19 protein-coding genes and 1 pseudogene are annotated in these 23,146 nt (G+C 61.3%); 13 read left to right on the top strand and 7 right to left on the bottom strand.

Going from position 1 to position 23,146, the window contains the following annotated elements:
- Window positions 1-16 precede the first annotated feature (16 nt).
- From GPA25_RS16360 to GPA25_RS16350, 3 genes are all read right to left on the bottom strand, one after another.
- Window positions 17-1,321, bottom strand: coding sequence for a hypothetical protein (locus GPA25_RS16360; protein WP_169261470.1), 1,305 nt, complete (start codon window positions 1,319-1,321; stop codon window positions 17-19).
- A 131-nt stretch (window positions 1,322-1,452) separates the two neighbouring features.
- Window positions 1,453-1,719 carry a PAAR domain-containing protein gene (locus GPA25_RS16355; protein ID WP_169261469.1) on the bottom strand — a complete coding sequence of 89 codons (267 nt, stop codon included), beginning with the start codon at window positions 1,717-1,719 and terminating at the stop codon, window positions 1,453-1,455.
- A gap of 75 nt (window positions 1,720-1,794) precedes the next feature.
- A complete protein-coding gene (locus tag GPA25_RS16350) occupies window positions 1,795-2,640 on the bottom strand; it encodes a M15 family metallopeptidase (protein ID WP_343034974.1) in 846 nt (281 codons plus the stop codon).
- A gap of 1,041 nt (window positions 2,641-3,681) precedes the next feature.
- Here GPA25_RS16350 and GPA25_RS16345 point away from each other — a divergent pair.
- Window positions 3,682-4,302 (top strand): hypothetical protein, encoded by a 621-nt coding sequence (locus tag GPA25_RS16345; protein WP_169261468.1) that lies wholly within the window; start codon window positions 3,682-3,684, stop codon window positions 4,300-4,302.
- Between the two features lie 256 nt (window positions 4,303-4,558).
- On the opposite strand, the gene ubiG is transcribed toward GPA25_RS16345, so the two are convergent.
- From ubiG to GPA25_RS16325, 4 genes are all read right to left on the bottom strand, one after another.
- Window positions 4,559-5,260: a bifunctional 2-polyprenyl-6-hydroxyphenol methylase/3-demethylubiquinol 3-O-methyltransferase UbiG gene (gene ubiG, locus GPA25_RS16340; RefSeq protein ID WP_169261467.1), complete on the bottom strand. Its 702-nt coding sequence runs from the start codon at window positions 5,258-5,260 to the stop codon at window positions 4,559-4,561.
- A 111-nt stretch (window positions 5,261-5,371) separates the two neighbouring features.
- On the bottom strand, window positions 5,372-6,097 hold the full coding sequence (locus tag GPA25_RS16335; protein ID WP_169261466.1) for an OmpA family protein: 726 nt from the start codon (window positions 6,095-6,097) through the stop codon (window positions 5,372-5,374).
- A 102-nt stretch (window positions 6,098-6,199) separates the two neighbouring features.
- Window positions 6,200-7,519: a TRZ/ATZ family hydrolase gene (locus GPA25_RS16330; protein WP_169261465.1), complete on the bottom strand. Its 1,320-nt coding sequence runs from the start codon at window positions 7,517-7,519 to the stop codon at window positions 6,200-6,202.
- Window positions 7,520-7,584: 65 nt separating this feature from the next.
- Window positions 7,585-8,307 (bottom strand): OmpA family protein, encoded by a 723-nt coding sequence (locus GPA25_RS16325; protein WP_169261464.1) that lies wholly within the window; start codon window positions 8,305-8,307, stop codon window positions 7,585-7,587.
- A gap of 210 nt (window positions 8,308-8,517) precedes the next feature.
- Between GPA25_RS16325 and gyrA the strand changes: the two genes are divergently transcribed.
- From gyrA to GPA25_RS16265, 12 genes and pseudogenes are all read left to right on the top strand, one after another.
- Window positions 8,518-11,145: a DNA gyrase subunit A gene (gene gyrA / locus GPA25_RS16320; protein ID WP_169261463.1), complete on the top strand. Its 2,628-nt coding sequence runs from the start codon at window positions 8,518-8,520 to the stop codon at window positions 11,143-11,145.
- Window positions 11,146-11,169: 24 nt separating this feature from the next.
- A complete protein-coding gene (gene serC, locus GPA25_RS16315) occupies window positions 11,170-12,270 on the top strand; it encodes a 3-phosphoserine/phosphohydroxythreonine transaminase (RefSeq protein WP_169261462.1) in 1,101 nt (366 codons plus the stop codon).
- 42 nt (window positions 12,271-12,312) lie between these two features.
- Window positions 12,313-13,377: a prephenate dehydratase gene (pheA, locus tag GPA25_RS16310; RefSeq protein ID WP_169261461.1), complete on the top strand. Its 1,065-nt coding sequence runs from the start codon at window positions 12,313-12,315 to the stop codon at window positions 13,375-13,377.
- Window positions 13,378-13,540: 163 nt separating this feature from the next.
- Window positions 13,541-14,446: a prephenate dehydrogenase gene (locus tag GPA25_RS16305; RefSeq protein ID WP_169261460.1), complete on the top strand. Its 906-nt coding sequence runs from the start codon at window positions 13,541-13,543 to the stop codon at window positions 14,444-14,446.
- A 2-nt stretch (window positions 14,447-14,448) separates the two neighbouring features.
- Window positions 14,449-16,383 (top strand): bifunctional 3-phosphoshikimate 1-carboxyvinyltransferase/cytidylate kinase, encoded by a 1,935-nt coding sequence (locus GPA25_RS16300; RefSeq protein WP_169261459.1) that lies wholly within the window; start codon window positions 14,449-14,451, stop codon window positions 16,381-16,383.
- Between the two features lie 112 nt (window positions 16,384-16,495).
- The gene (gene rpsA / locus GPA25_RS16295; protein ID WP_169261458.1) at window positions 16,496-18,202 is read left to right on the top strand and encodes a 30S ribosomal protein S1; all 1,707 of its coding nucleotides are present in this window, start codon (window positions 16,496-16,498) and stop codon (window positions 18,200-18,202) included.
- A gap of 12 nt (window positions 18,203-18,214) precedes the next feature.
- Window positions 18,215-18,499: an integration host factor subunit beta gene (locus tag GPA25_RS16290; protein WP_169261499.1), complete on the top strand. Its 285-nt coding sequence runs from the start codon at window positions 18,215-18,217 to the stop codon at window positions 18,497-18,499.
- Window positions 18,500-18,590: 91 nt separating this feature from the next.
- Window positions 18,591-18,899 carry a LapA family protein gene (locus GPA25_RS16285; protein WP_169261457.1) on the top strand — a complete coding sequence of 103 codons (309 nt, stop codon included), beginning with the start codon at window positions 18,591-18,593 and terminating at the stop codon, window positions 18,897-18,899.
- Between the two features lie 5 nt (window positions 18,900-18,904).
- Window positions 18,905-20,080, top strand: a complete 1,176-nt coding sequence (gene lapB / locus GPA25_RS16280) for a lipopolysaccharide assembly protein LapB (RefSeq protein WP_169261456.1) — start codon at window positions 18,905-18,907, stop codon at window positions 20,078-20,080.
- Window positions 20,081-20,156: 76 nt separating this feature from the next.
- On the top strand, window positions 20,157-21,479 hold the full coding sequence (locus GPA25_RS16275) for a UDP-glucose dehydrogenase family protein (RefSeq protein ID WP_169261455.1): 1,323 nt from the start codon (window positions 20,157-20,159) through the stop codon (window positions 21,477-21,479).
- A 116-nt stretch (window positions 21,480-21,595) separates the two neighbouring features.
- Complete coding sequence (gene cysM / locus GPA25_RS16270; protein WP_169261454.1) at window positions 21,596-22,486, top strand: cysteine synthase CysM; 891 nt, start codon at window positions 21,596-21,598, stop codon at window positions 22,484-22,486.
- A gap of 40 nt (window positions 22,487-22,526) precedes the next feature.
- Window positions 22,527-23,146: pseudogene (locus tag GPA25_RS16265) on the top strand (hypothetical protein); the annotation flags it as partial.

The following is a 23,146-nucleotide window of genomic DNA, read 5'->3' as shown; positions in this document are numbered from 1 at the left end:
GACCCTGTGTTCGTCTTCAGGCTGTCCCTGCTGCGGGGGAGGCGGTTTCTGGAACGGCGAGTGCGAGCATCGACGCGCGCGCGAAAGCATCTTGATTGGTAACGCACAGTCCTGCGCCCGACGAGTTTCTCGCGGTTTCTGCGGCGCATAGCAGTGCAAGCAATCCGCCGATCGGGCTGACGCTGCCAATGGCGGTGCCGAGTGCCAGAGTGTCCCGCAGTGGCTCGAGATTCGGGAAGCGTTCGGTGACGGCGGGCAGAAGTTCATTGACCCGGCTGTCGCGGTGGTCGGTGTCCGATATCACGGCCGTAATCTTGCCGGGATCGAGTTTCGTGCTTGCTACGAGTGAATCGATCAAGTCGTCGATCAATGTTCCGCAGACGCGGCCGCGCACGTTTGCGGATTTCTCGCGCTTGCCCGAGACGCAGCGGGTGAGATGCACCGCCACCGGAGTTTCCGTCACTTGTGTCGTCCCCGGCCGCGCAAGAATCAGTGCGACCGCCGCCTCGCCGGGAATCTGTCCGGCTTGCTCCTGAGAGGAAAATAGCCGGTTTTGCGAACGCCAGCTGTCGAGTGTCGCTTCCCCAAGATGGGACACGGCGCTAATCAGCAGGATAATTTCTGCCGAAGCGGCGCGGTTGAGGGTGTCGATTATTTCGTCGATGACCACGAATACCTGCCCGTCGTCACTTATCGGTTGCAGTTCGATACTCGATGATCCGATACCGAAGCCATCGAGGTGAGTGTGTTGCAGCCATCCCGTGAGCCCGGCGGAAAACGCTGTCGGCCAGTTTGGCGTAAGCCAGATGACGCGTATTGGAGTTTTTTCCCTGGGGCGGACACGTGATTCGTTCAGCGTCTCAAGCGCTTCCGGCAGTACCTTTCCGAGGAGTGCCAGTGCCCGCAGCATCTCGGGTGTGCCCGATGTGCCCGATGTGCCGGTCATGCTGTCTCCGTGTTCGCGCAGCTCATCTCGGACGCTCTCCGTATCCAGGTCGATCACGCGAGCAGCGAAAACCGGAAAACCGTCCGGTCCGCGGAGCTCCTTGTCAGGCGAGGGGGCGCATCCCTGCGTCGTTGTGGCTATCAGTTCCACCACGTCTTTTCCCGCGGCAGAGACAAGTGACCCGCCAAGCAGCGACGCAACCCAGGTGCGCTCCGCTTCCGCCATTTGGGCATGTTCCGCGGACAATGCCGCAGGGGAGTTCGCAGGAGGTGAGGCCGCGGCGACCGGGCGCCTCCTGAGCTCGTCGATGAATGTGCGAAGCAACCAGAACCCGGCGATCAGCGACGCGGGGAGGGCGCCGAGATACAGGCTCATGTCGTCTGGCGTCGGCTGGTGACCGTTGCTCTGCCACCAACCGAGGACGAGTGCCCATATGACGGACGCGGTCAGGAGCCCTATAGAAAAATTTCTTGCGATGCCCAAACGCATGTCTCGGTGATCTCGTGTCAGTCAGTAGTCAGCAACTGGCTGGCGATCAGAGTCGCACCGCATGCGGTCTTGTCGCCGTGTCTTGCGGCAGGTCGGCCATCGATCACCGTCGTAGAGTCTCCGGTTGCGATGACGGTGATTCGGCCATGTCCCTTCTTCGGACACGTCACTTGATCGCCAATCCGTGCGATGCCTTTTCCGTCGCAATCGCTAGCGGCGGATGCACTGATTACAGTGCCGCCATGGTCGGTCTTGTCTCCGAGCAAGATGAATGGGCGCGACACGAGATACCTCCAATGACAAGTACGCTACAAGGCTGCCCGGTTTCATCGAGCGCGCCGGCATGACTGTTTCCACTCTTAAGATGGAGGGCGTCCAAGAACTCCTGTCCGGTTTAATTCGACATGGCCCAGATCCATCATTTTCCAGCGCCCGCCCCACACCAATCCGACCGCTTCGGCCAACTCTCCATAGAGCTGGTAGCCTCGCATCGCCCATGGATCGCGTTCCGAAATGACGACCCGGCCATTGCGAAGGAACGCGGTATCAGCGGCAAGTCCATGCTGGTGGTAGCTCATGTTTGGTCCCGCCTGCGTGACGTTTGGGCCTTGTTGCAGCAGTGCTTCCTGCCTTTCCGGGCTGCGGTAGCCTTCGAGAAGGACCAATTCGTAACCGTGTCGGTCTTTCATGAGCTTGAACACCGTGAGCAGGCGTTGGCGGAACTGTATATCCAGCAGTCCCCAGTCGCGGCTTGCCCAGACAACAGAAGGTCTCACCATCTCCAGTTCTGTAGTGGCGAATACCTCGGGCGGTGGCGCTGGTGGTGGGGTCAGGTTCTCGCCCGTCAGAAGAACGGAGATCTGGCGGTCCGGTCGATAACCGTCGCTCGAAAAATCGAATGCCGCCGGTTCCTTCAGACCGACCACCAGGAGCGGTGGCGTGACGACAAGCAACATTGCGCCCCCCATCGCAAACCGATGTTGGCGCAAATAGCTGGCCGCCTCGCGGCCGAACCAGGACAGCTGTTGGCACGACCCTGAGACTGCAGTGCTACTGCGTCCAATGACCGCGCGCGTCGCTCCGCTCAATGTGCATGCAAGTTTGCCTGCGGTTGTCGCGATCGCGTCGCGGCGAGCAGGAAAGAAGATGAGGGTCAGGATCCCAGTGACAATGACGAAGTATGCAAGGAAGGCAAGAAACACCACGGAGAAGCCCTAATGAAGCGGTACGGCTGTTTTGATAATGATAATGGTATTTAAAGAATATGCTTTTGTGCATGAAAGGCAGTATCTTAAACAAATATTGATATTACAATGTGCTTTTTTATAAACTGGATATGAGTTTGGCCACTTCGCCATCCGTGACGGCGGACGCCGCGGCACGCCCGAGCCTTTTTTCGCCCTCTATCGGTATGTCGGGTGGCACCGACACCGGAATCCTGGGGGTGCTTGAACGTGACTCGCGCGTTACGCGCAAGCCAGGGCGCCTTCGTAGTGTGGCGATAGCAATGGCGATGGGCGTCGCTTGCATCGCCTTGTTGAGCATCGCGTGGGGAAATCGTGTCGGTGACGGTGCGTTGAGTCCCACGCCCGTGGCCGATCCCGGTGATCAACTCGGGCGAACAGTGGATATGCAGGTGTCGGCGAATGCAGGGCAAGTACTGCAAGGCCGGGCAATTCCTTCAGCAACTGCGGATAGCTCACCATTGGCACATCACGAGGCGTTGTCAGCCCACGATGTTGCCGCTAATTCCGTTGGCCTGCGGCGTCAGCCAGAGGGTGGCGGCACGGCAGTCATCATCGATGCCGTAGCGGCGAGTGCGACACCGCGTACCGCGCCGGCGGTGGATGGAAGCAAGGTACAAGGACGCAAGAGTCGATCTAGGGTGGCGGCGGACCGGCGTAAGGCAAGCCCACGTCCAGTGACCAAGCCACCGGTGCTGCGCCTAACCCCTGCGCGTGCTGCGCGACCGTCCAACACCGCAAAGTCAGCGAATCTGAGTGATTCCGATGTCCAGATCATCGAAGCGATTGTTACGCGTTCGAGGTAGTAATGATCCTCCGCAGACATGCCTCTTGATCAGATTGCGCTGGATGTGACGTGACAAACCGCATATTCCTTTAAGATTGATCTATCGCCAGGTGGCGCGGCGCGTTTCGAACAACTCGTGCAGGGTGATCGCCCCATCGACTGAGGGCCAAAAAATGCAGTGTCCACACGTGCGTGAATTCGTATGTGTTGCGGGCGTGAGTCTGCTGTTTGCGGGCTGCGCTACATCGATTACCGAACCTGGTGCGGTGCCTAAGATTGAACGGTTTGCGTATCGGGGGGGGGGGCTCGTGCTGCGTCAGGCGGACGGCGAATGCCGCATTGTCGCTGCCGGTGAGATTAGTCCTGCGATGGTGTCGTCGCTCACGCTGGTAATGAGAGAGGTCGAAAAACAACGCGCCTGCAGCAAGAAGTGGCTGGAGCTCAATATCACCGATGGCCTGCTTGGCCAGGCCATTACCGCGGGCTCAATGTTGAGAAATCGTGGCTACAGCACTCGCCTGCAGCCGGGTAGTGTCTGCCATACGCCTTGTCTGCTGGTGTTTGCCGCGGGGGTTCAGCGGGTGATTCCTTCTGACTCTCTGCTGGTAAGGCTGGGCTTCTCGCAAATTCCGCCCGATGAAGACTTTGGCGGGCGTCACTGCGAAACCGAGCTCAACAACAATCAGCAGCTGACGCTCGCTCGTTACCTCCGTGCAATGTTGGCTGCGTCGACCGCCGACCGTATGTTCCGGATGATCAATGAAGCGAATTGCCAGGAGGTTCATGAGCTGCCGGTCCGCGACGCCCTGACCATGGGTCTTGCCACAGGGGGCTAGGTTTGCTGGCAGAGGGGCCCCATGAACGCGCGAGCGTGTTATGGATGGCCGAGCATTGAAAAGACGATTGTCTAAACGCGGGCGGAAATTCGCGTGCCCGTAGAAAATCGAAATTTGCAGGAGTCCGCTGGAACTGCAGAGTTGCAAAAAAAGACCAGCGAGTAATCGTCCGGTCTTTTGTTTGTGGGCTTGGGGGAATCAACGGTTGCGGGGAAAGGCTTTCTGACGATCGCTGCTTCGCTACGTCCGGTCGGACTCAATCGCCTCGTTGCGTACGGATCATGTAATTGACGCTGGTATCCTGTCCAAGCGAATAAACCTGTGTCAATGGGTTGTACGACATTCCGACCAGTGCCGAAGTTTCGAGTCCGGAATTGCGACAATAGCGCACGAGTTCGGATGGCTTGATGAACTTGGCGTACTCGTGGGTGCCGCGCGGGAGTAATTTCAGGACGTATTCTGCGCCGATCACCGCGAAGAGATAGGCCTTGAAATTGCGGTTCAGGGTGGAAAAGAAGACGTGTCCGCCGGGTTTGACCAGTTGCGCGCAGGCGGCCACGGTGCTTGCCGGATCGGGTACATGCTCGAGCATCTCCATGCAGGCGACGACGTCGAAGGTGCCTGGGTTTTGTGTTGCGAACGCTTCCGCGCTGGTGTGGTGGTAATCGACTTTCTGACCCGATTCGAATAGATGCAGGCGTGCGACGCCGAGGGCTTTTTCTGACAGATCGATGCCCGTGACGTGGGCGCCGAGGGCTGCCATGCTTTCGGAGAGGATTCCGCCTCCGCAGCCGATGTCGATTACCCGTTTTCCGGCCAGTCCGACGCTCTCATCGATCCAGCGCAGTCGCAATGGGTTGATTTCATGCAGAGGCTTGAATTCGGACGTGGGGTCCCACCAGCGGTGTGCCAGATCGCTGAATTTCTGCAACTCTGCGGGGTCTGCATTGGTGTTCATGGGTTCGGGTCTCGTCGGTGGCCGGACGTTTGGCTGTGCTGCGGATTCAGTCGGTTTGCCGAAATGAAAAGGCCCCGCCGAGGCAGGGCCTTTGTGTGCGATCAGGCGCTATTACTTGGTGCCGACCACTTCGATTTCAACGCGGCGATCCGGTTGCAGGCACTCGATCAGCTTCTTGCGGCCCAGCTTGTCGGAGCAGTTCTTGCCCGTGACCGGCTGACGCTCGCCCTTGCCTTCGGTGTAAACGCGGTTGGCTTCAATGCCTTTGCTAACCAGGTAGGTCTTGACGGCGCTTGCGCGACGGTCGGACAGCTTCTGGTTGTAAGCATCGGAACCCAGGCGGTCGGTGTGGCCGACGGCGAGGATGACTTCAAGCTTGATTCCCTTGGCCTGGGCGGCGAGATCGTCGAGCTTGGTCTTGCCTTCAGGCTTCAGGATAGCCTTGTCAAAGTCGAACAGGGCGTCGGCCGACAGCTTGATCTTGTCAGCGGTGGGCTTCGGCGTTGCGGCGGCCGGAGCGGCGGCCGGGGCCGGAGCGGCGGCCGGGGCCGCCGGAGCGCACTTGTCTTTCGGAACGATGTCGCTGTCGCACTCGCAGCCGACCGGCAGCTGGCCTGCCATGGCCGAAGCGGCGGCTGCCGGGCTCCAGTAACCGGTGCGCCAGCACAGGCCGGTGCCGCTGCGGGCCACAACATTGCGGCCATCGATCAAGTAGGGAATTTCACCCTTGCCATCCACCACGACGTCTTTTGTCTGAGCGAAAACGGTGGGTGCGGAGAGGCCGATCGAGGCGATGGCGGCCAGTGCGAACATCTGCTTTTTGGTCTGTGTGATCATAATTTCCTCGTCGATTGGCAAGAGGATGAATGGGGTAACGATTAGGTTGAGCGAGCGACAACTGGGAGTCTTCGCAAAAATAACGCGCTGCACATATCCAGTTCAGTTACTGAGCCTAGTTTGCCACAGGGCGGCAAAGCCAAGCAATTCGGTGTCGTTTAATTGCAACACTGAATGCCCTTTATCCACGCGGATTTCGCCCTCGACCCATACGTGCGAGACGTGTTCGCGTCCGGCAACGTAAGCGAGGTGTGATGCCGGGTCGAAGCAAGGGCGCGTTTCCAGAGTGTCGAGGGCGACGGCGCAGAGGTCGGCTTCCTTGCCGGCTTCAATTGATCCGATGCGGTGGCCAAGTCCCAATGCCTGCGCGGGACTCAGCGTTGCCATTCGAATTGCGGCGTGGGCGGGGACGACTGTCGCATCGAAGGTTGTGACCTTGGCGAGAAGGCTGGCGTGGCGCATTTCCTGGAAAAGATCGAGGCGATTGTTGCTGGCAGCGCCATCGGTTCCCAGTCCGACCGTAATGCCCGAGGCGAGGAGTCGTGCAACTGGTGCGACGCCGCTCGCGAGTTTCATGTTCGAGCTTGGGCAGTGGGCGACGCTGCAGTTGTGCCGGAGGAGCAGGTCGATGTCCGAGTCGTCGAGATGGACAGCGTGCACGCCGACGAAATTGCCGCCGAGCAACTCGAGTCCTGCCAGGCGAGACAGCGGGCGGACGCCATGGTGCGTCAGGGATTCGCTGATTTCGTGCGCTGTCTCGTGAATGTGAATGTGAATGATTGCGTCGAGCTCCGCGGCGAGGCTGGCAATTCGTATGAAGGTGGCGTCCGATACGGTGTACGGGGCGTGTGGCGCGAGCGAAAAGCTTATCCGTGAATGATCACGCCACTGGTCGCGTGCGGCAAGGCCCTTGCGGAGGTAGTCGTCGGCGTCGCTCGCGTAGGGGGTTGGGAAATCGAGAACGGTGACCCCGACCACCGCGCGCATGCCTGCCTGATCGAAGGCTTCGGCTGCAGCGTCGGGGTGGAAATACATTTCGTTGCACGTCGTGATGCCCCCGCGAAGCATTTCGGCAGCAGCGAGCAGCGTGCCGTCTCGCACGAAATTGCGCGAAACGTGTTTCGCTTCGGCGGGCCAGATGGCTTCCTGCAGCCAGCGCATTAGCGGCAGGTCATCGGCGATGCCCCGCATCAGGTTCATCGCGCAGTGGGCGTGGAGGTTGACAAGACCCGGAATCAGGACGTGATCGGGTAAATTGACCGTTCTCTGTGCGACGTAACGCACGCGAGCGTCGTCTTGTGGCAGAACGCCAAGGATGCGACCGCAATCAACGGCGACGGCGTGGTGTTCGAGGGTGACTCCAGCGGGTTCTACCGGGATGACCCAGCGCGCATTGATCAACAGGTCGACCGGGGTGCTCATGACGATGCTCTCCAGAAAGCAAAAAACCCCGCGCTTGGCGGGGTTTCGTTCGGTGGTGGCAGGCGTCAGTTGGCGCCCTTGATTTCCACTTCGACGCGGCGGTGCGGTTCAAGGCACTCGATCAGCTTCTTGCGGCCGAGGCTGTCGGCGCATCTGACGCCTGCAACCGGCTGGGTCTTGCCGAAGCCAATGGCGTCGATCTTGTCGGCGCTGACGCCTTGCTGCACCAGATAGTCCCTGACTGCCTTGGCGCGGCGCTCGGACAGGACCTGGTTATATTGCTGGCTGCCGAGGCGATCGGTGTGGCCCGAAACGGTGACCAATTGCAGCGTGCCGACTTCAGACAGTCGCGCAATGACGTTGCGGTCGATGGCGGCCTTGCCTTGGGGCGTGAGGGCCGCTTTGTCGAACCCGAACAACGCCTTGCTGGATAGCGTGATTTTCTTGGCGACGGGCGCCACTGCGGCCGGAGTCGGGGTGGCTGCGGCCGGGGCCGGTGCTGCAGCTACCGTGGTGCACTTGTCCTTTGGGATGACATCGCTGTCGCATTCACAGCCGGCCGGCAACTGGCCCGCCATCGCAGCGCCAGCAGCTGCCGGGCTCCAAGAGCCGGTGCGCCAGCACAGGCCGGTGCCGCTGCGGGCCACAACGTTGCGGGCGTCAATGGCATAGGGGATCTCGCCCTTGGCGTCGACGATTACGTCCTTGACCTGTGCTTGCGTGGCGAAGCTCACAGCAAGCAATGCTGCGCCGGCTATCGCCGAGCGCAGAAGTGTCCAAAAAATCATGAATCCTCCACTGTGTCGAGTTTATTTTGCCCGAATCGATCGGGTCGATTGTTGACCGCGCAATTTAAGCATATGGCCCTGGCTTGAACAATTGGTGGCACAGGTTTGGGGCAGCGCGACGGCCCGCTGGCCCGGCGCAGGGAAGGTTGAGCGTCGTCGGCATGCTAAGATCGCACGTTTTGACCAAGCGGTTTTTGCCGCCGCCGCTAAATGACACCGTTTGCCAAGGAAACACTGCCGATCAGTCTCGAAGACGAGATGCGGCACTCCTATCTGGACTACGCGATGAGCGTGATCGTCGGGCGTGCGTTGCCCGATGCTCGGGATGGCCTGAAACCGGTGCATCGCCGTGTGCTGTTCGCGATGCATGAACTGTCGAACGACTGGAACAAGGCCTACAAGAAGTCTGCGCGTATTGTCGGCGACGTGATCGGCAAGTATCACCCGCACGGCGACTCCGCGGTCTACGACACCATCGTTCGGATGGCGCAGAATTTTTCGCTGCGTTACATGCTCGTCGATGGTCAGGGCAACTTCGGTTCAGTCGACGGTGATAACGCGGCGGCGATGCGTTACACCGAAATCCGCATGGCGCGCATCGGCCACGAGTTGCTTGCCGATATCGACAAGGAAACGGTGGATTTCGGACCGAACTACGACGGTTCGGAAAAAGAGCCGCTGATCCTGCCGGCGAAAATACCGAACCTTCTCATCAACGGTTCGTCCGGCATCGCGGTCGGCATGGCGACGAACATTCCGCCGCACAACCTCGGTGAGGTCATCGATGCGTGCCTGACGTTGCTGCGGGATCCGGATACCGACATCGAGGATCTGATCCGCATCGTCCAGGCGCCGGATTTCCCGACGGCCGCGCTGATTTACGGCCTGTCGGGTGTGCATGACGGCTATCGTACCGGTCGTGGCCGCGTCGTGATGCGCGCGCGCACCCACTTCGAGGATCTGGAAAAGGGCAACCGGCAGGCGATCATCGTCGATGAACTGCCGTACCAGGTGAACAAGCGCACGCTGCTCGAGCGCATCGCCGAGTTGGTCAACGAGAAGAAGATCGAAGGCATCAGTGAGATACGCGACGAGTCGGACAAGTCCGGCATGCGCGTCGTGATCGAGCTCAAACGCAATGAGGTGCCTGAAGTCGTGCTGAACAATCTGTTCAAGCAGACCCAGTTGCAGGACACCTTCGGCATGAACATGGTGGCGCTGGTCGATGGCAAGCCGCGCACACTGAACCTGAAGCAGATGCTCGACTGCTTCCTGTCACACCGGCGCGAGGTGATTACGCGCCGGACGGTGTTCGAACTGCGCAAGGCGCGTGAACGCGGGCACATTTTGGAAGGTCTTGCGGTCGCACTGTCGAATGTCGACGAGATCATCGCGCTGATTAAGGCGGCACCGGCCCCGTCCGATGCGAAACGCGAGCTGATGGCACGCATCTGGCGCTCCGCGCTGGTCGAGGAAATGCTTGCGCGGGCGCTGGCCGACAGCTATCGGCCGGATGGGCTGGCGCCGGAGTTTGGCTTTTCGGCGCAGGGGTACCGGCTGTCGGATGCGCAGGCCCAGGCAATTCTGGAGCTGCGCCTGCAGCGCCTGACCGGGCTGGAGCAGGACAAGATCGTCACCGAGTATCGCGAGGTGATGGACGTCATCACCGATCTGCTGGATATCCTTGCGAACCCGGCGCGTATCACGGCGATCATCGTCGACGAGCTGGGGGCGATCCGTAACCAGTTCGGCGACCCGCGCCGGTCCGAGATCGTGATGAACACCGGCGAGATCAATATCGAGGATCTCATCGCGCCGGAAGACATGGTGGTGACGCTGTCGCACACGGGCTACTTCAAGCGCCAGCCGCTCGCCGATTATCGTGCGCAGCGCCGCGGCGGGCGCGGCAAGCAGGCGACCGGGATGAAAGATGACGACTTCATCGACCGCCTGTTCGTTGCGAATACGCACGACTACATCCTGTGCTTCTCGAGCCGTGGCCGAGTGTACTGGCTGAAGGTCTACGAGGTGCCCGAAGGCACGCGCAACTCGCGCGGCCGGCCGATCGTGAATCTGTTCCCGCTGCTTGAAGGGGAGAAGATCAACGCGGTGCTGCCGGTGCAGACCTTCGATGACAATCACTTCGTGTTCATGGCGACCGCCGAGGGTACGGTCAAGAAGACGGCGCTGACCGCCTTCGCCAATCCGCGCAAGGCGGGCATCATCGCCGCCAGCCTCGACGATGGCGACCGGCTGATCGGCGTGGCGATCACCGACGGCGACAGCGATGTGATGCTGTTCTCGGACGCCGGCAAGGCGGTGCGCTTCCCTGAGGGCGATGTGCGTCCGATGGGGCGCGAGGCGCGCGGCGTGCGTGGCATGAATCTGGAGGACGGCCAGCGGGTCATTGCCATGCTGGTGGCGAAGAACGAGGAGCTATGCGTGCTCACCGCAACCGAAAACGGTTATGGCAAGCGCACTCCGGTCGCCGAATACACCCGGCACGGCCGCGGCACCAAGGGCATGATCGCGATCCAGACGTCCGACCGCAATGGCAAGCTGATTGGTGCGTGCCTGGTGGAAGAAAGCGACGAGGTGATGCTGATCTCCACGGGTGGCGTGCTGATCCGCACCAAGGTGCAGGACATCCGGGAACTGGGCCGTGCGACACAGGGAGTGACCCTGATCAACCTCGACGATGGCACTTGGCTGGCCGGTATCGAGAAAGTGGCCGAATCGGAGGTCGATGAGACGTCCGGCGATGAACTGCTTCGCGACGAAGTTGGTGATGCTCCAGGTGCGGCCGATGAAGCTGACGGCGGCGGTGAGCCGGAATAACTCTGCAGGAGAGAGCCCCCGATCATGACCCGTGTATTCAATTTCAGTGCCGGCCCGGCGGCGTTGCCGGAGCCGGTGCTGCGCCAGGCGGCGCTGGAGATGCTGGACTGGCACGGTGCCGGTTGTGGCGTGATGGAAATGAGCCATCGCGGCAAGGAATTCACCGCAATTATCGAGCAAGCGGAAAGTGACTTCCGCGAATTGCTGGCGATTCCGGCTAACTACCGCGTGTTGTTCCTGCAGGGGGGGGCGACGCAGCAGTTTGCGCAGATTCCGATGAACCTGCTTGACGGTCGGGCGGCAGATTATCTGGTGACGGGGACCTGGTCGAAGAAGGCCTTCAAGGAGGCTGAACATCTGGCTGGTGGGCTCGGGGGCAGGGTGCGCCTCGCTGGAAGCACTGAAGCGGATGGGTTTACGCGGCTCTTGCGCGCCAACGAACTCGATCTCGATCCGCAGGCTGCCTATGTTCATCTGTGCACCAACGAGACGATTCACGGCGTCGAATTGGGCGAGGCGGCGTACCTGCCGGCGACGTCAGCGCCGCTGGTTGCGGATATGTCATCGCACATCCTGTCCCGCCCGGTCGATGTGAGCCGTTACGGTCTGATCTACGCGGGCGCGCAGAAGAATATCGGACCCTCAGGGCTAGTGATCGTGATCGTGCGCGACGATCTGATCGGGCGGGCAAACGCGGTGACGCCGTCGGTGATGGACTATAAGGTCATGGCGGAGAACGGCTCGATGCTCAATACGCCGCCGACCTATGGCATCTATATCGCGGGGCTGGTATTCCAGTGGCTCAAGGCGCAGGGTGGGCTCGCGGCGATCGAGGCGTGCAATATCAAGAAAGCCAATTTGTTGTACGAATTCATCGATGCCAGCGACTTCTATGAGAATCGCGTCGAACGCGGGAGCCGTTCGCGCATGAACATCCCGTTCCTGCTGCGCGATGAAACGCTCAATGATCCCTTCCTCGCCGGGGCCAAGGCGGCAGGGTTGACCCAGTTGAAGGGGCATAAGTTGGTTGGTGGCATGCGTGCGTCGATCTACAACGCAATGTCACTCGACGGTGTGCGGGCGCTGGTGGATTACATGCGCGACTTTGCTGCGCGGCATGGTTGAAACGACTTGAATGCTTGAATGGGCACGGCTGAAGAGGCGAGCATGAGTGACGAGTTGCTGAATCTGAGAAACACCATCGACCGACTGGACGAGGAAATCCTCGCGAGGCTTGCCGAGCGGGCGCGCAGTGCGCAGCGCATCGGCGAGATCAAGCGCGGTAATCTTTACCGGCCGGAACGCGAAGCGCAGGTGCTGCGTCGGCTCGCTGAAGCGAACCCGGGGCCGCTTCCGGACCAGTCGGTGCAGCGCATCTTCCGCGAGATCATGTCCGCGTGCCTCGCTCTTGAGCACCCGTTGCGGGTGGCCTACCTCGGACCCGCCGGCACGTTCTCGGAGAGTGCGGCGCGCAAGCATTTCGGTTCTGCGCCCGCGCTTGTGCCGACGGCGGCGATCGACGACGTGTTCCGTGCGGTGGAGGCCGGCAATGCGGAGTACGGCGTTGTGCCGGTGGAGAACTCCACCGAAGGCGCTGTCGGCGGCACCCTTGATCTGTTGCTGGCGAACCCGCTTAAAATATGCGGCGAGATCAAGCTGCGCATCCACCAGCACCTTCTGTCCAAGGCTGAAGGGATCGGTGCGGCCAAGCGGCTGTACTCGCACTCACAGTCGCTGGCGCAGTGTCACGAATGGCTGAATCGCAATCTGGCTCACCTGTCCCGGGTGCCCGTGGCGAGCAATGCCGAGGCCGCACGGCTGGCAGCCGAAGATCCGGAGTCGTGTGCAATCGCGGGCGAGGCAGCCGCCGAATTGTACGGGCTGAATGTACTCGCGGCGAACATCGAGGACGATCCGAACAACACTACGCGCTTTCTCGTCATCGCCCATCATGATGCGGGGCCGTCGGGTTCCGACAAGACTTCGCTGGTGTGTTCGGCACCGAATCGGCCGGGGGCGATGCATTCGCTGCTCGAACCGCTTGCACGGCACGGCGTCGATATGACCAAGCTGCAATCGCGGCCGGCGCGCGGCGGCTTGTGGGAATACGTGTTTTATGTGGACGTCGATGGCCATCGTGAAGACGCCGAGGTTGCAGCAGCATTGAAGGAACTGAATGAACGCGCGGCGTTTGTGAAGGTGTTGGGTTCCTACCCTGTGGCTGCGATCTGAGCGGGCGCGGACGATAATAAGCAGGAGCCAGCAATGACCATGTTCGGGCAGGTCCCCGCATATGTGCGTACCAAATCGCCTATTCTTCTGGCAGGCGAGTCAGTGGGCCGGTTCGCGAGATCGCTCGGTCGCGCGGTTATCTGATGGTTCCGGAGTTCGGTATATGGCCTTGATCGACAAACTGGTGGTGTGCGGGGTCGGCCTGATCGGTGGTTCGTTTGCGCTGGCACTGCGGCGCGCGGGCTTGGTCCGGCGGATTGTCGGGATCGGTCGCAGCGAAGCCTCGCTTGCCCGCGCCTTGGCCCTGGGCGTGATCGACGAGGCAAGCGCCGACTGGGCCTCGGCGCTCGACGGTGCCGATTTTGTCCTGCTGTCTCCGCCGGTCGGGCAGATGGATGCCGTCATGGCGGCGATGGCACCGCACCTCGCGCCCGGAACGGTGGTCACCGATGCTGGCAGCACCAAGCGTGACGTAATCGAGGCAATTTATCGCCATCTTTCGGGTCATTTGCCTCACGTGGTGCCCGCGCACCCCATCGCGGGGGCCGAGACGAGCGGTGTCGAAGCGGCTTTCGCGAGCCTGTATCAGGGCCGCAACGTTGTCGTGACACCCCTCCCGGAGAACGAGCCGGCGGCGATCCTGCGCGTGCGTGAGGCGTGGGAGGCCTGTGGTGGGGTGATCCACGAAATGCCTCCGCAGGAACACGACCGCGTGTTTGCCGCGGTGAGTCATCTGCCGCATCTGCTCGCATTCGGTCTGGTGCACGACCTCGCCGGTCGCGCCAATGCGGAGCAGTTGTTCGGTTTTGCGGCCAGCGGCTTCCGCGACTTTACCCGCATCGCCGGCAGTCACCCGGAGATGTGGCGCGACATCTGCATCGCCAACCGTCAGGCTTTGCTTGCCGAACTCGACCAGTACCTTGCTGAACTCGCATATCTGCGAGCGCTGTTGCTGTCGGGCGACGGTGATCGCCTTGAGCAACTGTTTGCTGAAGCACGTCAGGCGCGCAATGCGTGGGCTGAACAGTTCGCGAACAATTCCGCAAATCCCGCTTCAAAGTCCGAGTGAATATGGAATTTCTTGATTTGCCGCCGATGCTGAGTGCGAGCGGACGGGTGCGCCTGCCTGGCTCGAAAAGCATCTCCAACCGCACGTTGTTGCTGGCCGCCCTGGCCGAGGGTGCGACCGAAATCCGTGACCTGCTGGCGTCGGATGACGTCGAGCGCATGCTCGATGCGCTGCGCGCGCTGGGTGTCGTGTGGACGCGCGAGGGCGATAGCGACAACTACTGTGTTCGTGGCGTGGGCGGCCCGTTTCCCGTCAAGGTGGCCGATCTGTTCCTGGGTAATGCGGGAACGGCGTTCCGACCACTGACGGCCGCGCTTGCGTTGTCTGGGGGCGAGTATCGCCTGTCCGGCGTGCCGCGCATGCACGAGCGGCCGATCGGTGATCTCATTGATAGTCTGCGTCAGATTGGCGCCGACGTCCGCTACATGGGTAACGACGGTTTCCCGCCGCTGCATATTTTTCCGGCCGATATCCGGCCGGGCGGAGTGGTGCGCGTGCGCGGCGACGTCTCCAGCCAGTTCCTCACGGCGCTGCTGATGGCGCTGCCGCTCTCCGGCGTCGAGACCACCATCGAAGTCGTCGGTGAGCTCATTTCCAAGCCGTATATCGCGATCACCCTCGATCTGATGGCACAGTTCGGTGTCGACGTGCGACGCGAGAACTGGGAGCGCTTCACGGTTCCCGGTGGGGTCCGTTATCGTAGTCCCGGGGTCGTGTTCGTCGAAGGGGACGCGTCCTCAGCGTCGTATTTTATCGCCGCCGGGGCGATCGGCGGTGGCCCTGTACGGGTCGAAGGCGTCGGCCGCAATAGCATTCAGGGCGATGTGCGCTTCGCCGAAGCCATTGCGGCACTGGGGGCGCGGATCGATATGGGAGACAACTGGATCGAAGCCCGTGGGCCGGAGAGCGGACGGCTGAAGGCGTTCGACCTCGATCTTAATCACATTCCGGACGCAGCGATGACGTTGGCGGTTGCCGCGCTGTTTGCCGATGGCCCGTGCCGCTTGCGCAATATTGCAAGCTGGCGCGTCAAGGAAACCGACCGTATCGCCGCCATGGCGATCGAGCTGCGCAAGGTTGGTGCGACCATTGAAGAGGGCGCCGACTACCTGTGCGTCACCCCGCCGGATAAACTCGTTCCCGCCGCGATCGACACCTACGACGATCATCGGATGGCAATGTGCTTCTCGCTGGTGAGCTTGGGCGGTTGTCGCATGCGGATCAACGAGCCGAAATGCGTGAACAAGACGTTCCCCACCTATTTCGAACGCTTCGCCGAAATCGCCCGACCGGTCCCGGTCGTTGCGATCGATGGTCCATCGGCTTCGGGTAAGGGTACCGTCGCGGCGCGCGTGGCTGAAGCGCTGGGGTATCACTATCTCGACAGCGGGTCGCTGTACCGCCTCGTTGCCCTGGCTGCGATGCGTGCGGGTATTGCGCTCGATGACGAGCGGGCACTGGCCACGCTGGCGGCGGCACTGCCGGCACATTTTGAAGCTGAGCGAGTCTTTCTTGAAGGGGAGGACGTAAGCGACGCCATCCGTACCGAGGAAGCCTCGGTCGGCGCGTCAAAGGTCGCCGTCATGCCGGCGGTGCGTGCGGCCCTACTTGATCGCCAGCGCGACTATCGCCGCGCGCCGGGCCTTGTTGCCGAGGGGCGCGATATGGGTTCGGTTGTATTTCCGGACGCCGGCACCAAAGTCTTCCTCACTGCAGGTGTCGAGGCGCGTGCGCGGCGCCGCTATAAGCAGTTGATGGAAAAGGGAATGGCTGCTAACATGGAAAGTCTTCTAAAGGATCTTCAGGATCGGGATGCGCGCGATGCCGCCCGGGCCGTGGCGCCCCTGCAGAAGCTGCCGGATGCGGCGCTCCTCGATACGACCGAATTGGGTGTGGAGCAGGCAGTCGGTTTTGTGCTGGGCCGGGTTCGCTCCTGATTGGGCGTTTCCGTTTTAGGTGGGTTGGCCGCCGGGTGCCGGCGGCGTAGCCTATTTTTTTCAATCAACCGCTTGTGGCCGCTTTCCGGCGGCCTTTGGACCCCCACTTTTTATGACGACTGCTACCCCCGTTTCCGATTTCCAGGAAAGTTTTGCCGCTCTGTTCGAAGAGAGCCTAGCCCGTCAGGAGATGCGCTCCGGCGAAGTGATCACCGCTGAAGTGGTCAATATCGATCACAATTTCGTGGTCGTGAATGCCGGACTCAAGTCCGAGAGCTATGTGCCCATCGAAGAGTTTCGCGATGATCGCGGCGAACTCGAAGTCAAGATCGGCGACTTTGTTCACGTAGCCATTGACGCCCTGGAAGACGGTTACGGCGAAACCCGCCTGTCGCGCGAGAAGGCCAAGCGCATCGCCGCCTGGAACGATCTGGAGAAGGCGCTCAACGAAGGCACCTTGGTCAAGGGCCTGATTTCGGGTCGCGTCAAGGGCGGTCTGACCGTCATGACCAACAGCATCCGCGCGTTCCTGCCGGGCTCGCTGGTCGATATGCGTCCAGTCAAGGATACCTCGCCGTACGAAGGCAAGGAATACGAATTCAAGGTCATCAAACTCGACCGCAAGCGCAACAACGTCGTCGTGTCCCGCCGTGCGGTGCTCGAAGAGACGATGGGCGAAGAGCGCGAAAAGCTGCTGTCGAACCTCAAGGAAGGTACTGTCGTCAAGGGTATCGTCAAGAACATCACCGACTACGGTGCGTTCGTGGACCTGGGGGGCATCGACGGCCTGCTGCACATTACCGACCTGGCTTGGCGTCGTGTGCGTCACCCGTCGGAAGTGCTCAACGTCGGCGACGAGATCGACGCCAAAGTGCTCAAGTTCGACCAGGAAAAGAACCGCGTCTCGCTGGGCCTCAAGCAATTGGGCGAAGATCCGTGGGTTGGCATTGCCCGCCGCTACCCGCAGGGCACCCGACTGTTCGGCAAGGTGACCAACATCACCGACTATGGCGCATTCGTTGAAGTCGAGCAGGGGATCGAAGGCTTGGTGCACGTCTCCGAAATGGACTGGACCAACAAGAACATCCATCCGACCAAGGTCGTCCAGTTGGGCGATGAAGTCGAAGTGATGATTCTCGAAATCGACGAAGATCGCCGCCGCATCTCGCTCGGCATGAAGCAGTGCATGTCCAATCCGTGGGATGATTTCGCGATCAACCACAAGAAGGGCGACAAGGTTCGCGGTCAGATCAAGTCGATCACCGATTTCGGTGTGTTCATCGGCCTGGATGGTGGTATCGACGGTCTGGTGCATCTGTCCGATCTGTCGTGGAGCGATGGCGGCGAAGAGGCCGTCCGCCGCTTCAAGAAGGGCGACGAAGTCGAGGCCGTCGTGCTGGCGATCGATGTCGAGCGCGAGCGCATTTCGCTGGGTGTCAAGCAGCTGGAGGGTGACCCCTTCACCAACTTCATTGCAACGCACGAGAAGAACAGCCTGGTTCGCGGTTCGGTGAAATCGGTTGACGCACGTGGTGCGGTGATCGCGCTGAACGAAGATGTCGAGGGCTACCTGCGCGCATCGGAAGCGGCGGCCCATCGTGTCGACGATCTGACGACCGTCCTGAAGGAAGGCCAGGAACTCGAGCTGATGATCATCAACGTGGATCGCAAGACCCGTTCGATCAACCTCTCGATTCGGGCCAAGGATCAGGCCGAGCAGAGCGACGCGATGCAGAAGCTGGCTACGGATACCGCTTCGAGCGGTACCACCAACCTGGGCGCGCTGCTCAAGGCGAAGCTGAACGAGCAGAAGCAGTAAATCTGATTGGTCATGACCAAATCGGAGCTGATTGCGAGGCTGGCGGCGCGTTTTCCCCAGTTGGTCGCAAAAGATGCCGATTACGCGGTCAAGATGGTGATCGATGCGATGTCCGATGCGCTGGCGCGCGGAGATCGCATCGAGATCCGCGGGTTTGGCAGCTTTGCGTTGAATTACCGTCCGCCCCGTGTGGGACGTAATCCGAAATCCGGAGACAAGGTGCATGTGCCTGAAAAGTACGTGCCCCATTTCAAGGCAGGTAAGGAGTTGCGCGAGCGTGTCGATATTGCCGACTGAGCGCGCGACAACCGGGTCTGCACTGTAATAGAGTGGAAGGCGGCGCAAGCCGCCTTCTTTTTTGTCATTCGCTCGGAGATAATGCCGCCTCATGCGCGTCGTAATGTGGACCTTCCGGCTCCTGCTGTTCTTCCTGCTGTTCGGCTTCGCAGTGAAGAACGATCATTTGGTGAACCTCCAGTTCTTTTTCGGCAGTGCATGGCAGTTGCCGCTGGTGTTCGTGATTCTGGTGGCGTTTACTGCCGGAGCCTTGCTGGGCGTCACTGCCACGTTCGGTTCCTTGCTGCGTCAGCGGCGTGAGATCGGGCGACTGCGTCGTCAGATCGCGCGGGCCGAGCGCGACCGTCGGACCTCTGCGACCACGCCGGTGGTCGAGGCGCAGGCTCCCGAAACCTTCTGAATACAATGGATATTGAACTCTGGTGGTTCCTCGCCCTGCCGCTGTTTTTCGCGCTGGGCTGGCTGGCGGCACGCATCGACATCCGCCAGGTGGTACACGAGTCGCGGGCGCTGCCGCGCTCGTACCTGTCCGGTCTGAACTTCCTGCTCAATGAGCAGCAGGACAAGGCGATCGATGCGTTCATCGAGGCGGTGAAAATCGATCCGCAGACGATCGAACTTCACTTTGCGCTCGGCAGCCTGTTTCGTCGTCGCGGTGAAACCGATCGCGCGATCCGCATGCACCAGAACCTGGTCGATCGTGAGGATCTTTCCGAGGAGCAGCGCCTGCAGGCGCTAGCGGAGCTTGGGCAGGATTATCTGAAAGCCGGCCTGCTCGATCGCGCGGAGGCGGTTTTCATCAAATTGCGTGCTTCGCGTCTAAATGATCTGGCAATGCGTTATCTGCTGGAAATCTACCAGCAGGAAAAGGATTGGGCGAAGGCGGTCGAGGCGGCGAAAGCTTTGCCGGACCACGAAAGCGTGATGTGGCGCAAGGAAGTGGCGAACTTCTATTGCGAGCTCGCAACCTCGGCACTGGCGAGTTCAAAGCATGATGATGCTCGGCACTACCTGGACGAGGCTTTTGCGATCAACCGACGCTGCATTCGGGCAAGTCTGGTGCTCGGCGATCTTCTGCTTGCAGAGGGGCAGTACGAGGCAGCGATCGACGTATGGAAGCGCGTCGAAGGCCAGGATCCGGTGTATCTGGCGCTGGTAGCGGAACGCATCATGGATGCCCACGCCAGATTGGGGCGCGTCGACCAGGGGCAGACTTTGCTGCGCTCATGGCTGGAGCGTCATCCGTCGCTGGATCTGCTCGATGAGGTGTTCCACTGGGAACTGGAGAAGGAAGGCTCGCGCGCCGCCTACGATCTGGTGCGTGAGGAGCTGCGGCGCAATCCGACGCTGCTGGGGCTCGACAAGTTGCTGGAGGCTGCGTTGTTGACGGCACCGGCCGAGCAGCGCGGCGACCTCGAGTTGGTGAAGCAGCTGATCCACGGACATACGCGGCGTGTGGCGCGCTACCGCTGCACGGAATGCGGCTTCAAGGCGCGGCAGTTTCAGTGGCGCTGTCCGGCGTGTGGCGGCTGGGAAACATATCCGCCGCGGCGTACCGAGGAGTACGATCTGGCGCCGTGAGGGAGCTGTTTGGGGTGATACCTCAGACGGTTCGCGTGGAGCGAGCCGTTTTTCATTCGAGATAGGGGGCTAGGCCATGAAGATCACCGTCGTCGGCACCGGATATGTCGGACTTGTCAGTGGTGCCTGTCTGGCAGATGTGGGTAACGATGTGCTGTGCCTGGATGTGGATCCGGGCAAGATCCGGATTCTGGAGGACGGCGGTATCCCGATCCATGAGCCGGGCCTGATCGAGGTCGTCCGCCGTAATGTGACTGCCGGGCGCCTGTCGTTCACAACGGATGTCGAACACGCGGCGCGATTCGGTGCGATCCAGTTCATCGCGGTCGGCACCCCGCCCGACGAAGACGGGGCGGCCGATTTGCAGTATGTGCTGGCGGCGGCGCGGAACATCGGCCGTTACATGGACGGCTACCGCGTGGTCGTGGATAAGTCCACGGTGCCGGTCGGAACCGGCGACAAGGTGCGTGAGGCGATTGCCGCCGAATTACAGGCACGCGGTGCAGATCTGCCGTTCAGTGTCGTGTCGAATCCGGAGTTTCTCAAGGAGGGGGCTGCCGTCGAGGATTTCATGCGCCCTGACCGAATCATTGTCGGTGCCGAGGACGAGCGTGCCATCGAGCTGATGCGCGAACTCTACGGGCCCTTCCAGCGTAATCACGAGAAGCTGCTGGTAATGGACGTGAAGAGTGCGGAGCTGACGAAGTATGCCGCCAATGCGATGCTCGCAACGCGCATCAGCTTCATGAACGAACTGGCGAATCTTGCGGAATCGCTGGGGGCGGATATCGAGCTGGTGCGTCAGGGGATTGGTTCGGATCCGCGAATCGGCTGGCATTTTCTTTACGCGGGTTGTGGTTATGGTGGTTCGTGTTTTCCCAAGGACGTGAAGGCGTTGGTCAGCACCGGGCGTGATCAGGGGCACGAGCTGTTGCTCCTGAACGCCGTTGAGCAGGCGAACGAGGCGCAGAAGCTGCGTTTGGTGGACAAGGTCGTGGCGCGCTTCGGCGAGGATTTGTCCGGGCTGCATTTCGGTCTGTGGGGACTGGCATTCAAACCGAACACGGACGACATGCGCGACGCACCGAGCCGTGTGATTCTCGCTGAACTGTTCCGTCGCGGTGCGACGGTGGCGGCGTATGACCCGGTGGCGATGAACGAGGCGCGGCGCATTTTCGGTGACGAGGCGCGGCTACGCTACGTGGATCGGCCGATGGCGGTGCTCGACGGGGCCGATGCGCTGATCATCGTCACGGAGTGGAAGGAGTTCCGCAGTCCGGATTTCGCGCGGATTCGCGAACTGCTGCGTCACCCGGTGGTGTTCGACGGTCGCAACATGTATGACCCGGTGGTGATGAAGCGTGCGGGGCTCGAGTATCGCGGTATCGGCCGGGGCTGACTCGCTCCCGCGTGTGCCGCGCGATCGGCGGTATAAGCTTATGCAGCACGGCGGGTTTCCGGGGCCGGCGGCGGCAGCTTAAGATCACGGATCCAACCGTACCGGACTCAAGGCAGATGGATTACAAGACGCTCGACGATTACGTAGGCCAGACCCCGCTGGTGCGCCTGAAGCGCATCGGCGCCGGGCGCAACAACGTGATTCTCGCCAAGCTCGAAGGCAACAACCCCGCCGGCTCGGTGAAGGATCGGCCGGCGCTGTCGATGATCGTGCGTGCCGAGGCACGCGGCGACATCCGCCTGGGAGATACGCTGATCGAGGCGACCAGCGGCAATACCGGCATCGCTCTGGCGATGGCCGCAGCGATGCGCGGCTACAGGATGATTCTGGTGATGCCGGAGAACCAGAGCGTCGAGCGACGCCAGACGATGCGGGCTTTCGGTGCGGAGCTGGTGCTGACAGCGCGCGAGGGCGGCATGGAAATGGCGCGTGACGTGGCCGAGCGCATGCGCGACGAGGGCAAGGGCATCATCCTCGACCAGTTCGCCAATCCGGACAACCCGCTGTCGCATTACGAGGGGACCGGGCCCGAGATCTGGGAGCAGACCGAAGGGCGCATTACCCATTTCGTCAGCAGCATGGGAACGACCGGCACGATCATGGGCTGCTCGCGTTTCTTCAAGGAAAGGAATGGTGCAGTCCAGATCATCGGTTGCCAGCCGGAGGAAGGGTCGCAGATTCCGGGTATCCGCAAGTGGCCGGAGGCCTATCTGCCCAAGATCTACGAGAAGCCGCGGGTCGATGCGCTGGAGTATGTGAGCCAGGCCGATGCGGAGGAAATGACGCGCAGGCTGGCACGTGAGGAGGGGATATTTGCCGGGATCTCGTCGGGCGGCGCGATGCATGTCGCGATACGCCTGGCAGCTCAACTGGAGAACGCGGTAATCGTCTCCATCGTCTGTGATCGTGGCGACCGCTATCTCTCGACCGGCGTTTTTCCCGGCTGATCCGGCGTTTTTCCCGGCTGATTCGCGCCCCGGCTGGCGCATGTGGGCGCCGGCCTTGCTGTGCTTCCTTGTGCTGCTGTGCCCCGGCGTCGCCGGGGCGTTTGCGCTGCGCTTGGATCTTGGGCATTTGGCGCATCCGGCTTTCCGGATCGACGGCCTGAAATTGAATATCGGCACTGAGGGTGCTCCGGCCCAGCTGCATATCGCGCGATTTTCGATGGGGGCCGGACGCTGGGAGCAGTTGCGCCTGACCTGCCCCCACTTCGGTTTCGGGGACGGGGTCGTGCGCTGTCGCGGAGCCCTGGTCGTGCCCGGGATGATCGAGCGTGCGGGTGTGGATCTGCACCTTGATACGGGGCGCCGCAGTGGTCACCTGCGCTTGAGTCTGCCGGATGGCGAGTCCTTGAACATTGTGGCACTCGCCGGCGGACGTGTGCAGGTACGAGGCTCGCGCCTGACCGTAGGGCGCTTCGCGGGCTGGTGGCCGCAATTCGCACTCTGGCATCCGACGGGGCGTTTCGATGGACGCATCGATTATGTCGCGGGTGCGCGCGAGGCGCGCATGAGCATTTCCGGGCGGCTGATTGATGGTGGTTTCGCTGTTGCAAACGGCCTGCAGGCGGCAGAAAAGCTCGTGCTGGACCTTGATGTGCATGCCCG

This window comes from Aromatoleum diolicum (genome assembly GCF_012910955.1).
Lineage (GTDB): Bacteria > Pseudomonadota > Gammaproteobacteria > Burkholderiales > Rhodocyclaceae > Aromatoleum > Aromatoleum diolicum.
Note: the sequence above shows the minus strand (reverse complement) of the source record. Positions and strands in the feature narration are given on the sequence as shown.

Coding starts and splice junctions, on each gene's coding strand:
- GPA25_RS16305 (WP_169261460.1), top strand. CDS start 13,541: ATGGCCTTGATCGACAAACTGGTGGTGTGCGGGGTCGGCCTGATCGGT.
- GPA25_RS16300 (WP_169261459.1), top strand. CDS start 14,449: ATGGAATTTCTTGATTTGCCGCCGATGCTGAGTGCGAGCGGACGGGTG.
- GPA25_RS16325 (WP_169261464.1), bottom strand. CDS start 8,307: ATGATTTTTTGGACACTTCTGCGCTCGGCGATAGCCGGCGCAGCATTG.
- GPA25_RS16335 (WP_169261466.1), bottom strand. CDS start 6,097: ATGATCACACAGACCAAAAAGCAGATGTTCGCACTGGCCGCCATCGCC.
- rpsA (WP_169261458.1), top strand. CDS start 16,496: ATGACGACTGCTACCCCCGTTTCCGATTTCCAGGAAAGTTTTGCCGCT.
- GPA25_RS16290 (WP_169261499.1), top strand. CDS start 18,215: ATGACCAAATCGGAGCTGATTGCGAGGCTGGCGGCGCGTTTTCCCCAG.
- GPA25_RS16360 (WP_169261470.1), bottom strand. CDS start 1,321: ATGAGCCTGTATCTCGGCGCCCTCCCCGCGTCGCTGATCGCCGGGTTC.
- cysM (WP_169261454.1), top strand. CDS start 21,596: ATGGATTACAAGACGCTCGACGATTACGTAGGCCAGACCCCGCTGGTG.
- pheA (WP_169261461.1), top strand. CDS start 12,313: ATGAGTGACGAGTTGCTGAATCTGAGAAACACCATCGACCGACTGGAC.
- GPA25_RS16285 (WP_169261457.1), top strand. CDS start 18,591: ATGCGCGTCGTAATGTGGACCTTCCGGCTCCTGCTGTTCTTCCTGCTG.
- GPA25_RS16330 (WP_169261465.1), bottom strand. CDS start 7,519: ATGAGCACCCCGGTCGACCTGTTGATCAATGCGCGCTGGGTCATCCCG.
- GPA25_RS16275 (WP_169261455.1), top strand. CDS start 20,157: ATGAAGATCACCGTCGTCGGCACCGGATATGTCGGACTTGTCAGTGGT.
- gyrA (WP_169261463.1), top strand. CDS start 8,518: ATGACACCGTTTGCCAAGGAAACACTGCCGATCAGTCTCGAAGACGAG.
- ubiG (WP_169261467.1), bottom strand. CDS start 5,260: ATGAACACCAATGCAGACCCCGCAGAGTTGCAGAAATTCAGCGATCTG.
- serC (WP_169261462.1), top strand. CDS start 11,170: ATGACCCGTGTATTCAATTTCAGTGCCGGCCCGGCGGCGTTGCCGGAG.
- lapB (WP_169261456.1), top strand. CDS start 18,905: ATGGATATTGAACTCTGGTGGTTCCTCGCCCTGCCGCTGTTTTTCGCG.